This window comes from Glutamicibacter sp. ZJUTW (assembly GCF_008370855.1).
Lineage (GTDB): Bacteria > Actinomycetota > Actinomycetes > Actinomycetales > Micrococcaceae > Glutamicibacter > Glutamicibacter nicotianae.
On sequence record NZ_CP043624.1, the window covers coordinates 3361693 to 3374575 of the forward strand.

11 protein-coding genes are annotated in these 12883 nt (G+C 61.8%); 6 read left to right on the forward strand and 5 right to left on the reverse strand.

Translation table 11 applies throughout. The annotated features are described in order from the left end of the window. The first annotated feature begins 16 nt into the window (after positions 1–16). The gene (locus tag F0M17_RS15785) at positions 17–373 is read left to right on the forward strand and encodes an SdpI family protein (RefSeq protein WP_149597519.1); all 357 of its coding nucleotides are present in this window, start codon (positions 17–19) and stop codon (positions 371–373) included. A gap of 107 nt (positions 374–480) precedes the next feature. Here the strand turns inward: F0M17_RS15785 and F0M17_RS15790 are convergent, their stop codons facing one another. Together F0M17_RS15790 and F0M17_RS15795 are read right to left on the reverse strand one after the other, a co-directional pair. After that, entirely contained in the window at positions 481–1842 is a 1362-nt protein-coding gene (locus F0M17_RS15790; RefSeq protein ID WP_149597520.1) for a GntP family permease, read from the reverse strand. 291 nt (positions 1843–2133) lie between these two features. Next, complete coding sequence (locus tag F0M17_RS15795; protein ID WP_149597521.1) at positions 2134–3195, reverse strand: sugar diacid recognition domain-containing protein; 1062 nt, start codon at positions 3193–3195, stop codon at positions 2134–2136. Positions 3196–3592: 397 nt separating this feature from the next. Between F0M17_RS15795 and F0M17_RS15800 the strand changes: the two genes are divergently transcribed. From F0M17_RS15800 to F0M17_RS15815, 4 genes are all read left to right on the forward strand, one after another. Beyond that, positions 3593–5320 carry an iron ABC transporter permease gene (locus F0M17_RS15800; protein WP_210416662.1) on the forward strand — a complete coding sequence of 576 codons (1728 nt, stop codon included), beginning with the start codon at positions 3593–3595 and terminating at the stop codon, positions 5318–5320. 11 nt (positions 5321–5331) lie between these two features. Continuing rightward, positions 5332–6471, forward strand: a complete 1140-nt coding sequence (locus F0M17_RS15805; protein WP_149597523.1) for an ABC transporter ATP-binding protein — start codon at positions 5332–5334, stop codon at positions 6469–6471. Between the two features lie 69 nt (positions 6472–6540). Further along, the gene (locus F0M17_RS15810) at positions 6541–7671 is read left to right on the forward strand and encodes an ABC transporter substrate-binding protein (protein ID WP_210416663.1); all 1131 of its coding nucleotides are present in this window, start codon (positions 6541–6543) and stop codon (positions 7669–7671) included. Positions 7672–7770: 99 nt separating this feature from the next. Next, positions 7771–8793 (forward strand): MBL fold metallo-hydrolase, encoded by a 1023-nt coding sequence (locus F0M17_RS15815; protein ID WP_246857088.1) that lies wholly within the window; start codon positions 7771–7773, stop codon positions 8791–8793. Positions 8794–9112: 319 nt separating this feature from the next. Here the strand turns inward: F0M17_RS15815 and F0M17_RS15820 are convergent, their stop codons facing one another. Continuing rightward, positions 9113–9655 carry a hypothetical protein gene (locus F0M17_RS15820; RefSeq protein ID WP_149597526.1) on the reverse strand — a complete coding sequence of 181 codons (543 nt, stop codon included), beginning with the start codon at positions 9653–9655 and terminating at the stop codon, positions 9113–9115. A gap of 179 nt (positions 9656–9834) precedes the next feature. Here F0M17_RS15820 and F0M17_RS15825 point away from each other — a divergent pair, with 179 nt between their 5' ends. Further along, positions 9835–10221: a nuclear transport factor 2 family protein gene (locus F0M17_RS15825; RefSeq protein ID WP_168202042.1), complete on the forward strand. Its 387-nt coding sequence runs from the start codon at positions 9835–9837 to the stop codon at positions 10219–10221. A gap of 85 nt (positions 10222–10306) precedes the next feature. Here F0M17_RS15825 and F0M17_RS15830 read toward each other — a convergent pair whose 3' ends face one another. Both F0M17_RS15830 and F0M17_RS15835 read right to left on the reverse strand, forming a co-directional pair. After that, positions 10307–11452 (reverse strand): flavin reductase, encoded by a 1146-nt coding sequence (locus tag F0M17_RS15830; RefSeq protein WP_149597528.1) that lies wholly within the window; start codon positions 11450–11452, stop codon positions 10307–10309. Beyond that, a complete protein-coding gene (locus F0M17_RS15835) occupies positions 11449–12879 on the reverse strand; it encodes an MmgE/PrpD family protein (protein ID WP_149597529.1) in 1431 nt (476 codons plus the stop codon). Before F0M17_RS15835 ends, F0M17_RS15830 begins: the two co-directional genes overlap by 4 nt. Positions 12880–12883 lie beyond the last annotated feature (4 nt).

Consider the following 12883-nt stretch of genomic DNA (forward strand, 5'->3'; position numbering starts at 1 on the left):
GCAGGATAGGTGGAACGTGGATCCAGCAAGCGTCATCTCCTTCATGTTCGGGTTGCTGGCCATCACTTTGGTGGCAGCGCTCCTCGCACCCATGGCCCGGGATGGAAAGCTCGCGCGCAATGCGGCCATCGGCATCAGGACGCGCCACACCTTGGCCAGCAACGAGGCCTGGTTGGCAGGGCATCGGCGGGCTGCGCCGCTGGTGGCCGCGGCTTCCTGGGCCGGCTGGGCCATGTTGTCCGGTGCAGCGATCCTCTGCGTGCTGGGCCAGTTCGGTTTCGCCTTCGCCACGACCGGCGCAGGTTATCTGGCCATTATCGTGTTGCTGATGGTCTCGGCTGCCAAAGCGAACCAGGCCGCGCGAGGCATCTAGCGGGCAGGACGTCGCTCTTCGGCTACCGCTTTCAGACACATCCTTAAAGCAACGGATCGCGCCATCGGCAGATGGTGCGATCCATTGCTTGCTGGGCCAGCGTCCTGCTACAGCAGCACGGCTCCCAGGAGCAATACCGTCAGGAAGGCGGCGGTACCCTGAATGGCGGTCGCCACGCTCAAGGTCTTGTATGCGGTAATCACCGGAATGCGGCTGAGCTGCGAAACAACCCAGAAGTACGAGTCGTTGGCGTGCGAGACAACCATCGCACCGGCACCGACGGCCAGTACCGTGAGCACCATGCCCAGTTCCGAGCCCAGGCCCAAGGAGCCGAGCATCGGCGCGACCAGCGCGGAGGTGGTCACCATGGACACGGTGGAGGAACCCTGCGCGGACTTCAGCGCAGCGGCGATCAGGAACGGCACCGCCAGGCCCAAGCCCAGGCCGCTGAGCGAATCCGAAAGAATTGTGGTCAGATCCGAGGCCGCCAGCACCGCGCCGAAACCGGCACCGGCGCCGGTGATCAGCAAGATCGGGGCAGCGGTGCGCACGGCTTCATGCATCTGCTCGTTGAAGACCGACAGCTTGCTGTCGCCGCTGAGCAGGAAGGCCGAGGAGATCAAGCCGAAAATCAGCGCGATCACCGGAGTACCGATGAAAGAAAGGATTTCCAGGGCGATGCCCTCGCCGAACGGGAGCGAAGGCAGCTTCGCAATGGAGGCGGCGCAGATCAGCACGAGCGGAACCAGGATCGGCATGAAGGCCAACGCCGGGTGGGGCAATTTGCCGAAGCTTGCGCGCAGCTGCTCGTAGTCGAGTTCGGAGAGGTCGTCTTCGCCTTCACTGGGCAGCGGAGTCCACTTGGACTTGTTGAAACGGCTGGCGTAGGCCAAGCCGGCCAGCGCCGAGATGGCGGCAACTGGCAAGCCGACTGCGATGATCAGGCCCAGGTTGTCGGCAACGCCGATGCTCTCGGCTGCGGCCAGCGGTCCCGGAGTCGGAGGCACCATGGTGTGGGTTGCGTACAGGCCGGTCATCAATGCGATGGATGTCGCCAGCGCGGAAACTCCGGTGCGCAGGGTGATGGCTTTGCGCAGCGAGTTGAGCACCACGTACCCGGAGTCGCAGAAGACGGGAATGGAAACGATGTAGCCGATGATTGAGAGCGTCAGGTTGGGGAACCGCGTGCCCAGCACCTTGATCAGCGCATCTGCCATGGAGATCGCGGCGCCGGATTTCTCCAGGATGACGCCAATCATTGTTCCGAACAGGATCACCAGACCGATGTTGCCCATGGTACTGCCGAAGGCCGTGGTGACCGTCGAGGCCACATCGGCCAACGGAATCCGGTAGGCGAAAGCGGCCAAGATGGCGGCGCCAATGAGGGCGAGGAATGGGCTGATCTTCAAGCGTGCCGTGACCATCACGATGGCCACGACAAGGATCAGCAGAACAAGCAGTTCATACACGGCGGGTTGGCTCCTTTGCCAATAACGGTAGTGCTCTGCGCCTGGCCCACGATGGCACAACCGGTGGATCCGCCCCGTCGGCAAAGCTGCTCAAAGCCTTGGCTGTTGGACTAGATGCCTCCGTGCCGCCACGGAATTCGGGCGCAAAGATCGATCATCCTGCCAATACTAGAAAAACCCGCACCGATTACCTATGGGCACACGACCATATTTGCCCACTTTCGATTTGGGTCAATGTGTGCAAATATCCGGCTACTGCCACAACTGTCACCGCAACCCAGTTCCCGGGTCCTAGAAAATATGCAGCTGCCCCAAGGCCTCTCTCGCGTAAATCGCATGCTGGAGTTTCAGTGACTCGCTGGACTGCCGAATGTCCACACCGGTGATCTGGCTGATCCGCTCAAGCCGTTGCACCAAGGTGTTGCGGTGAATATGCAGATCCGAGGCGGCTTGGCTCATCGATGCAGCCGTCGAAACCACCAAGAGGGTTTTGGCTTGTTCCCCGTTGAGCTGTTGCGCCGGAGCAGCAGCATATTCCAGGCTGCGCGCTGGGGTGCGGGCGATAGCCACCGCAATTTCCCGGCTCCACATTCCGCGCTGGGCATGGCGGGGCACGAGCGACGGGTACCCCAGCAGCACGCGCAGCGCTTCGGTTTCGGCCATGAGCTCCTCCGCAGTTTCCACCGGCATGGACACAAGGAAACGTTCCTCGTTCAAGAGCTCTTCAGCGAAAGCAGTCTCGTGGGCTGCGCGCAGCCTCCAGTACGCACCGGACAGGCTGATCCAAGACGTGCGGTGGTGCTCCTTGGCGGGTTCTTCGAGCAACGGATCCTCGACGCTTCGCGGGAGCCATGCTTCGATGCACTTCGGCCCGCGCAAGCCATGGGCAGCCAGCGAGCGGTCGATGACTTCGGGGGCCACGCGGCCTGCGATCAGCGCAGAAATGATGTCTCGGGCCTCGGTCTCGCGGCGCGCACTGCGCGAGTGCTCGTAGTCCTGGGCGAAGAGCAATTGCACCGTCAAGGCAATCAGGCCGGCCAGCGGCTCCACCTCATGCGGAGCACCGGTCACGCCGACAACTCCGCACAGCTGGCCGTTCAGGGTCAGAGGGACATTGACCCCTGGCAGGGTTCCCGCGGAACCGTCAGCCTGGCTGACCCGGATGATGGCGTTGCGACTGATTGCCTCGGCGCTGCCGTCGTGGTGGGTGCCGATTCGCGCGGCATCGGTCGAAGCGATGATGACCCCGTGAGCATTCATGATGTTCACGTTGCGGTTGATGGTCGGAGCAATCGTGTCGACAACTTTCTGCGCCAATGCGCTGGCCAGCCGCGGTTGCTCCTTTTCGCTCATGAGCTCATCCTATCGGCTCGGGAGTGCACCAACATGAAACATAAGCGCACACAAGCAATCAAGGTTCCGGGCTGACAGCAACAGTTACTCGAAGCATCATCAATAAACCACCCGCAGTCACAGACATGTGATCGCCATCACCAGCAGCGGGAACCGATGCGCCGCGGTAAAGCTAGAAAATTTTCCAAATCAGAAAATACATTTATTGCTTGACAGTGCATTAGATCACACGCAATATGTTTATAAGCTTTCGGCCAAACAGCATCTCGGATATTTGTTGCGCTTGCCCGGATAGAAGACATGGGGAGTAGAAGTTGTGAGAAAAATCAGGTCGTCCGGGGCATTGCTAGCCCTCTTTCTCTTGTTTATCTGCGCTTTCTTCGGTTATCCGCTGGCAATGCTCATTTACGGCACTTTCCGCAGCGGACAACCGGGCACCGAAGGCTCGTTCGGCCTCGCCGGCATCGTCGATGCCTACGGTGATCCCGCGACATGGGAGACCCTGTGGGCCTCGGTCATCTATGCCGTTGCGGTGCAGTCCATTGGCATCATTGGCGGATTCATCTTTGCTTGGATTTCCATGCGGACCAAGACTCCTGCCGGCAAGGCCATCACCCCCGTCATGGTCACCATTTTTGCCATACCGACGCTTTTCTTCGCGATCAGCTGGGGCATGATGACCTCGCCTACCGGTTTGCTGACCCAATTCTTCGGTGTCTCCGCAGACGGCTCGCCACGCCTGGATGCGTATTCCTGGGCCGGTTTGATCATCGTCAGCGGGCTGAAGGCATTTTCGGTGATGTACCTATTGCTGCTCGGTCCGGTTCGTGCGCTGAACCGTTCGCTCGAAGAAGCCGCACTGCTCTCTGGTGCCAACCGTGTCCGGCTCTTCCTGGATGTAAACATCCCGATTCTGCTGCCGACCCTGTCCGGTCTGGCCATCCTCGGATTCGTTAACTCCCTAGGCCAGCTGGATGTCGCCCTGATCCTCGGCGTTCCAGCGGCAATCTATGTCTTCCCTACTCAGATTTATGATTTCCTGGCGACAACGCCCATCCGCTACGACTCGGCCAGCGCGTTGGCACTGTTGCTGATCGCCGTCATCTACATTCTGGTGGCCATCCGCTCCAAGGCCATCGGCAACCGCAACTTCATCACTGTGACCGGCAAAGCCTTCCGCATTGAGAAGGAAGAGATCGGCCGTTGGAAATGGGTCGGCTTCAGCCTGTTCATCGGATACGTCGGTGTCGCACTGGTGCTTCCGCTGCTCCAGCTGATCATCGGCTCCTTCCAACCGGTGCTGGGAGTTGCCGGCTTCACTTTCAAGCACTACATCGGACTGTTCGAGTCCTCGAAAGTCGTCCGGGCACTGGAAAATACCTTGATCATGGGTGTTGTCGGCGGGCTCCTCGCAACAATCCTGGCCGTGTTGATTACCTATGTCGCCCTGCGTAGCAAGAGCCGCTGGGCACAGGTGCCAGAACTCATCGTCTGGGCCGTGGTCGCGGTGCCGGGCATCGTCCTCGCCTTGGCCATCACGTGGGCATACCTCAGCATCCCGGGCCTGAAAAGCCTCTATGGCTCGATCTGGATCGTGCTGATTGCGCTGGTCATCGTGGTCACCCCCATCGCGCAGCGCGCCACTTCAGGCCCGGTGGGCCAGTTGGGCGTCGAGCTGGAGGAATCAGCCCGCATCTGCGGCGCTTCCGCGCCGAGGATGCTGCTGACCATCGTGGTGCCGCTGATCGGCCCGACCTTCCTGGCTTCCTGGTTCATCACCGGCGTGATGGCGGCGGGCAGCCTGGATATTCCGATCCTGCTTTCCAGCGCCAAGACAGAAACTGTATCGCTGCTGGTCTACAACTACTACACGCAACTGGGCAACGGCTCCACTGCCGCAGCGTTGCTGCTGTTGCTGCTGGCCCTGCTCGCGGTCGGTGGCGGTCTCCTCATGGCCATCGGCGCACTGTTCAAGAAGGCCAACGAGAGCAGGACCACCCGCCGCGGACGCCTTGTCGATACCGCAACACCCACCGATACCTTCGATCCAGCACTTTCCAAGGCCCTCGAAGCAGACAACGATCCAACCACCTTGCGTCGAGTCCCGACCTCCGTTTCCAAGTGATAGGAAATTCCATGGCACACGTCAGTATTGAGTCGCTAGAAAAAAAGTACTCGCCCAAAGCGCCAGCTGCAGTGGAATCACTGGACTTGGAAATCAAGGAAGGCGAATTCCTGACCCTGCTCGGCCCCTCCGGCTGCGGCAAAACCACCACCCTGCGCTGCGTCGCTGGCCTGGAACGCCCCACCGGCGGCCGCGTCTCCATCGGAGGCAAGGTCGTGGACGACCCGGCGCACCGCACCCACATCGCGCCGGACAAGCGTGACATCGGCATGGTTTTCCAGAGCTACGCCCTCTGGCCGCACATGTCGGTGGCCTCCAATGTCGCCTACCCGCTGAAGATGCGCAAAATCGGCATCGACGAACGCGCACGCCGCGTCCGCGAAGCACTGGACATGGTGGGCCTGTCAGAATATTCCAGCCGCATGGCCACCGATCTTTCCGGCGGCCAGCAGCAGCGCGTTGCCTTGGCCCGGGCCCTCGTGGCGACCCCTCAGCTGCTGCTCTTCGATGAGCCGCTGTCCAATCTGGATGCCCGATTGCGCCAAGACATGCGTTCGGAATTGCGTGAAATGCACAAGCGCGTCGGCACCACTTCCATCTACGTCACACACGATCAGGAAGAGGCGGTCTCGCTGTCCACCCGAATCGTGCTGCTTAACAAGGGCGCGATTGAGCAGGTCGGCAGCCCGCGCGAAATCTATTGGCACCCGGTCTCCCACTTTGTGGCCGATTTCGTTGGATACGACAACTTCATCGAAGGCACCGTTGTCGGCGCCGACCAATATGGAGTCAAGGTTCTGCTGGAAGGCACCGAAATGCGCCTGGTCTGCCCACCGCGCAATGATGTGCATGAGGGCCAGCGTGTCGATGTCGCTGTCCGTTCCTCCTCGGTCATTCTCGGCCCACCCGCGGCCGACAAGCCGAATGCCTTCGAGGGGCTGATTACCGACGTGATGTACCTAGGCGATGACTTCATCTACGAGCTGCAGCTCGGCCCGCATAAGGTCACCGTTTCCATTCGCACCGCCGAGGTCGCCAACATTTGGTCAACCGGCGCACCGAAAGTCGGCGATACCATCTCCGGCGCCATTTCGCCCGACTCCCTGGCTTGCCTGCCTGCTCTGCATGCCAACGTCCCGGCCATGGCCTGAGACACGACGCAGCCGGGCACCACACCAGCCAAGACGCTATTTTCGACCATCACAATGAAAGGCACCACCATGGGGATCAAGAAGAACAAGGCAACCATCGTTGCAGCCCTGGGACTGTCGTCCCTGCTCCTGCTCAGCGCCTGTGGCGGCAACGACGCCGCCAGCGCTGACGGCCTGGGCGAACGCGAGGGCATCGACACCGTTGAAGCCCTGGGCGGCGAAGAAGCCAAAGCCCAATTTGAAGAACAGTATGCGGCCGCCCTGGAAGCGGGCCAGGAGTCCCTGAATATCTACACTCCGTTGACCGCCACCTGGCCTTCGGTCTTCGAAGCGTTCGGCGAGCGCTTCCCTGGCATCGAGGTTGCGCCGTTGCAGATCGTCGGCGCGGAACTGGATACGAAGATCTCCCAGGAGCAGTCCTCCGGGCAGCGCATTGCAGACATCGTCATCACCGGCGATGTAGGCGCCGTCTCCCTCGCGGACCGCGACTACTTCGAGGAATACCGCCCGGCAAATGCAGAGAAGGTCACCAGCGATCCGCAGTTCTCGCTAGAGAACGGCACCCTGACCGCGGTCTCGGCTTCGCCTCGCGGCCTGATCTACGACACCCGCCAGGATCTGGGCCAGACCCCGGACAGCTGGGATGACCTGCTGGATCCTGCCTACAAGGGCAAGATCACCATGACCGACCCGACCACCGACGGCGGCGGCATGCAGTGGGCAGACCTGGTCTTGAATGCGGACAAGCTGGGCAAGCCATACCTCGAGAAGCTGGCCGCGCAGGATCCGATCTTCTCTTCCAGCACGGCCGAATGCCACAACGCAGTAGTCCAGGGCCGAGCTTATGTCTGCTTGATGGGCGCCATGGGCAACTACCTGACCCTGACCAACGACGGTGCTCCGGTGGGGATCTCCTACCCGGTCGAGGGCGGCAACTGGGCGACTTACTGGTATGCCGGCGTCATCAAGGAAGCTGAGAACAACAAGGCGGCTGAGCTGTTCGTCTCCTGGTTGAATTCCCCAGAGGCAAATGAAGTCAAGGCCAAGGCCGGCCACGGCCCGATCGTGAATGCCGAAGGACTGGATCTGCCGTTTGAAAACCCGGCAGAGGTCCCATTGTTCCCACGTCCTGACCTTGTCGACGTGACCGAGCGCCAGCGCGAAGGACAGAAGGCTGTCAGCAGCGTCTTCAACAAATAAGACCCTGCAACGATGGTGGGCATCGCCTGGCGATGCCCACCATCGTTTTTCCATATCGGATCCCTCCCATAGAAAGCGATCGCGCCGATGAAGAGCGGAATGACAATCCATGCCCTGGGTACAGCGGGCGGACCGCTGCTGCGCCGAGGCATCGCCAACGGCCACCGGCGTGGAATCGCCACTGCCGTGGAGGTCGACGGGCACACCTACCTCATCGACTGCGGCCACGGGGTCGGGCTGGGCCTTGCTGAAGCCGGGCTGGCACCCACCAGCCTGCGCGCCGTATTCATTACCCACCAGCACTCCGACCACGTCATCGATTTGAACTCCCTGATGGTGCTCGGCGGCTTGGCGTTTCGGGGCAAGCCCGATCTGCGGGTGCGCGTGTTCGGTCCCGCAGACCGCGGCGCCTTGCCCGAAGTGCAGCACGCCGACAAAGACGTCGAGGTGATCTTCCCGCAGTCGCCAACCCCTGGGACAGCAGAAATGGTCCAGCGGCTGCTACAGGCACACGCCACCGACCTCAATGACCGCCGCAGGGACTCCGGCGCACCGGATATCTCCAAGATCTTCACTGGGGAGGACATCGAAATTCCTGCCGAGGCCGGCTATCACCCCAACGATGCCAATCACCCGCAGATGCAGCCATTCGAGGTGTATGCCGACGAGCTCGTGAAGGTCACTGCGATTCTGGTACAGCACCGTCCGGTGGCTCCGGCTTTCGCGTTCCGTATCGACAGCGCCTACGGTTCCGTGGTGGTTTCGGGCGACACCGCACCGAGCCAGAACTTGGTACGGCTGGCCGAGCACTGTGACTTGCTATTCCATGAAGCCATCGATCTCGAAGCTGTGGCGCGCAGCTACCCGAACGCCACCCCGGCAGAGCTCGAGGCCAGCATGGGACATCATCGGCGGGCGCACACGACACCGCAGGATGCAGGCGCCATCGCACAGCAGGCAAACGCCGCAAACCTTGCGCTGCACCATTTGGTCCCTGCTGGTTCGCCTGCCGAAACATGGCAAGGCGCCAAGGAGCAATTTGGTGGAAACCTGTTCGTTCCGTGCGATGGCGACAGCTTCGAGATCAATGCAGGGGTGGTGTCCCATCACGAGAACGGATAGCACGATGCGAACCTCGAAGCAGCCTTCGAGTCGGTCGAACATGCCGGCAAATCCTTGGTGCAGGCCGCAGGTGATGCTAGGCTCGCAGGAACAAGTTTCACCCGTGGAAGGTTCATAATGAGTTCAGCTATCAGTTATCTGACCGGCGGATTCCTGGTAGCACTGCTAGTCTCCCTGAACATGACTTGGACCCAGTACCTTCCGGCCTTGATTGGAATTGCGGCCGTAGTCTTCAGTCTCCTCGGACTGGCCGCCTGCGTTTTCTACGCAACTCGTGTGACTCCGAAGGCTAGCCAATAACCGGATTGCGCGGCTCGCGCTAGCCGTTCGGCTTCGCCCGTTCCTTTTCTATAGCGTGGACGGTGGAGACTCTGTCCGGCGCAAAGGCATAGAGCACGCCATCTGACTGATGCACCCAGAAGCGTCCGCACAGGTCAGTTGTCTTGTCCTGGCCATCGGCTGGCCACCAGTCGGCATCCAAGGTGCGGGTATCTGAGATCTCATCAGGCTCGAAGTTCTCGGTGCGCGGATCTGAAGCATAAGCCTTGGCCAGTTCCGCCGCGGTTGGATCTCCTGCTGTTTTCAGCGCCGTGCATTGCCCGCTATCCAGCTTTCCGTCGTATTTCATCGTGAAGATGCGTTCGGCACCGGTGTTGCGCTGGACCAGTTGCACGTCGGTGCCGCCGGCGGGAACCCAATCGGGCAGCAGGCCATCGGCAACCGCCTGCGCCGACGTTTCGGCAGTTCGCGTGGTGGATTCATCGTACTTGTCGGCAAAGAGGTCAGAAGCGCTGCATCCAGTGAGCAGCAGGGCAAAGGGAAGGGCGAGCGCGCCGGCAGAGAGATACTTTTTCTTGAGCATGGTTACAGCGTAGAAAGATCAGCAGCCCTGGACATCAGCGATGCGAGGTAACTGTCCTGCGCCCTGCTCATCCCCTCGTCTGAGGGATTCACCCCATGGCCTCAACCCGAAACCACGATTCGCTGCCTGCCCGTGGCGAATCACCTGCAAATTCGACCCCTTTTAAGGAGCTGACACCAATGAGCACTTTCGATCCGGTGAAACTGGAAGCGCAGCTGCGCGAAGCCGAAGGCCAACGGCTCTCGGCCATGCTGGCAGGCGACCTCGAAACCTTGGAGACCCTGCTGGATCCTGAACTGCAGTACACCCATTCCAACGGTCGGGTCGATAACCGCGACTCGTTGCTGGAACTGCTGGGTTCCGGGGCCGTCGAATATTTGGCGCTCAACCACGACTTCGATTCGATCACCCAGGAAGGCGAGGTGGCGGTGGTCGAAGGCACCATGACGATGCGTCTGGTTTCGGGCGGCGTTGAGAAGCAGCTGGAAACCGCCAATCGCACGGTGTGGGCCTGCACCGATGGACAGTGGAAACTGCGGCTCTTTGTTGGGTCCAAAACCGCATAGGGCGCCTGCGCAAGGAATTAAACGTCAGCGGCGGCAAGCTGGATGATTCCAGCTTGCCGCCGCTGACGTGAGTACTTACCGGATCCTAGACCTGGCCGCCATGGCGTGCCACTACTTCACGCGCCAGGGTCTTGCCGAACTCGGTGTGGGCCGCCAGTGCCGCCTGGGCAGCTGGGGCATCGCCGGCGGCCAGCGCTTCGGTCAGCTCTGCGACGTGGCGGTGATCCAGCTGGCGCGACCACTGTTCAGGGGTCAGGGCCTGGCGCCACACGGTGCCAATTCCCAGACGACGGAAGGAATCCACCAGCTGGCTGGAGCCTGCAACGCCAACCAGTGCATCGTGGTAGGCCACATTCAAAGCCAAGAACTCTTCCAGGTCGGATTCCGAGGTCTCGCGCAGGTCCGCCAGCTTCGCGGTAATTTCGCGCAGGGTGGCAATGGTCTGATCGGAGATCTTGCCCAGCTGCGAGGCGATCACACCGGATTCGATGGTGGCACGCGAATCATAGGCCGAGTCGGTCAGCTCTGCGGTGATCGGCTTGGGCTGGTACTTTCCGGTTTCGGTGCGAAAGACCAGGTGCTCGCTTTCCAGCTTCACCAGCGCGTTGGCCACATGATCTGCTTCGGCGCGGGAAGCCGCGGCGATGGCGTCGATGTCGAGGTCCTCGCCCAGCGGGCTGGTGCGCAGCAGCACCCAGTTGCGGGTGGCCTGGTAGGCGGCCAGTTCCTTGGTTGGCTCCAGGCGCCCCATGGTTCCGCGGTAGTAGGCCAGCGGTTCGCGGTCATGCGCTTCAGCGTGGCTGACCAAGCCGAGGAACACCGTGTGGGTACCCCCGGTCGGGGTTTCTGCCACATGGCACACGATCGTGGCCAAGGCACCGTCGATCAGCGGGATGCCTTCCTCGGAGAGGGTATGCGGCACGGTGGCGAACTTGTCTTCGCCCTTGCGGCCGAAGTGGAAGGCCAGCGCCCCCTGGTCCTCGGCCAGGATGTTGATGCCGAAGACGCCGGCTTCCACCACCCGGTCGTGGGTTGAGCTGGAGCGGTTCAGGCAGGCGAGCATCATGGGCGGTTCCATCGACAGCGAGGACACGGCCGAAGCGGTGGTGCCGTAGAGCTGGCCGTCCACAGCGGTGGTGATCACCGTGACGCCGGAGGCGAAGTGCCCCACGACATTGCGGAAGATATTCATGTCTACCGGGGTGACCGATTCAAGGTTGGTGATGCTCATGAGAGTTGCTCCTGGTAATTCGGGGTGAAGTTTTTAGAAGGATCCAGCGTTGCGATCAGTTCACTGACATCGCGGGCGCTGGAGAGGTGTTCGAGCTGGTGCAGCAACGCGTCTTTGCGTGCTGCCAGCTCAGGATGGGAGAACTCGAGATTCTTCGAGAACTTCTCAACGACCTGGTCATGCTCCAGGGGCGTGCGCAGGATGTTTCCGTCCGGATGTTCCACGCGCACGTGGCGTATTTCGCCGTTGCGCAGCCGTGCGGTGATTTCAGCGGTCAGGCGCTGGCTGTTGGGCAGCGAGGCCACCAGCTCGATCCGTCCGAGCATCTGCGCCAGTTCCGGATCGGCCAGCGCGCTGGCGGTCAGGTGCTCCGGGCGGACGGTTCCGTGGATCAGGGCGATCGCCGCGGTGGCATGCACCGAGAACAGCGCTGCCACGGTGCGGGTATCCCCCGCCGCGAAGCGCGCCCCCACGAAACCGTTCAAGGTCCGCTCGCTCAGGTGGACGGTGAGGCATTCGATGTCCGTGTAGTCCACCGAGCCATCGGCCACCAGTTCTGCGCAGGCCTGCAGCGAGGGCTGCGCTGCCCGGCAGCTGGCATACGGCTTGATGGTGCAGTCGCCATGGAAGCTTTCGCCCAGACCTTGAACTGCCAGTTCCGGCTGCGCGTCGATGCCGAACAGCTGGAAGTAGCCGTGCTTGCCGGTCAGCGGGTCAGCGGCTGATTCCAGGCCGGCCTTGGCCAGCTGCGCGGCGGCGATTCCGGATCGCGCGGCGAAGGCCATGGGCAGCTTGAAGCCGTTGGCGCCATCGAAGATGGCGGCCACGTTGCCCGCGGCCTGGTTCACCGCGATGCCTGTTGCATGCCGCGCCTGGGCCTTGGTCAGCCCGAGCATTCGGCTGGCGATGAACGCGGCTGCCAGGGTATTGAGCGTACCGGTATTGTCCTGCCCCGAGTACACATCGAAGCCGCCGGCGATGGCCAAGCGGGCTGCCAGGTCATCACCCAGCGCCAGCGCGGCCAAGGTTTCTTCGCCGCTCGCCCCGGTCGTTTCGGCCAGGGCCAGCACGACGGCCACAGTGGTGCCGGAAATATGGGCTGCCACCTGCTTGCCGGCTGGGCCTTCGGCTTCCACCGGCTCGAAGTCGAAAGACCGGATCAAGGCACCATTCACGAAGGCCGCCGAGGTGGCCGGAAGCTTGATTCCGGTCCCCAGCACGGTGGCTTCTTCACCGCTGCCCCAGGCTTTGGCTACCTCGATGAGGCCCGCCGCATCATCGGCACGGTGGCCTGCTACCCCGACTCCCACGGAGTCGAGCAGGCGCTGGTTCACACGCTGGATCGTTTCCTCCGGCAGCTGGGCGTACTGGGTTTCCAGCAAGTGCTCCAGCAGCGCATCGAACACATCGGGCGTCGGGTTAGCCATGATT

Coding starts and splice junctions, on each gene's coding strand:
- F0M17_RS15795 (WP_149597521.1), bottom strand. CDS start 3,195: ATGAGCGAAAAGGAGCAACCGCGGCTGGCCAGCGCATTGGCGCAGAAA.
- F0M17_RS15800 (WP_210416662.1), top strand. CDS start 3,593: ATGCTCATTTACGGCACTTTCCGCAGCGGACAACCGGGCACCGAAGGC.
- F0M17_RS15805 (WP_149597523.1), top strand. CDS start 5,332: ATGGCACACGTCAGTATTGAGTCGCTAGAAAAAAAGTACTCGCCCAAA.
- F0M17_RS15810 (WP_210416663.1), top strand. CDS start 6,541: ATGGGGATCAAGAAGAACAAGGCAACCATCGTTGCAGCCCTGGGACTG.
- F0M17_RS15815 (WP_246857088.1), top strand. CDS start 7,771: ATGACAATCCATGCCCTGGGTACAGCGGGCGGACCGCTGCTGCGCCGA.
- F0M17_RS15820 (WP_149597526.1), bottom strand. CDS start 9,655: ATGCTCAAGAAAAAGTATCTCTCTGCCGGCGCGCTCGCCCTTCCCTTT.
- F0M17_RS15825 (WP_168202042.1), top strand. CDS start 9,835: ATGAGCACTTTCGATCCGGTGAAACTGGAAGCGCAGCTGCGCGAAGCC.
- F0M17_RS15830 (WP_149597528.1), bottom strand. CDS start 11,452: ATGAGCATCACCAACCTTGAATCGGTCACCCCGGTAGACATGAATATC.
- F0M17_RS15835 (WP_149597529.1), bottom strand. CDS start 12,879: ATGGCTAACCCGACGCCCGATGTGTTCGATGCGCTGCTGGAGCACTTG.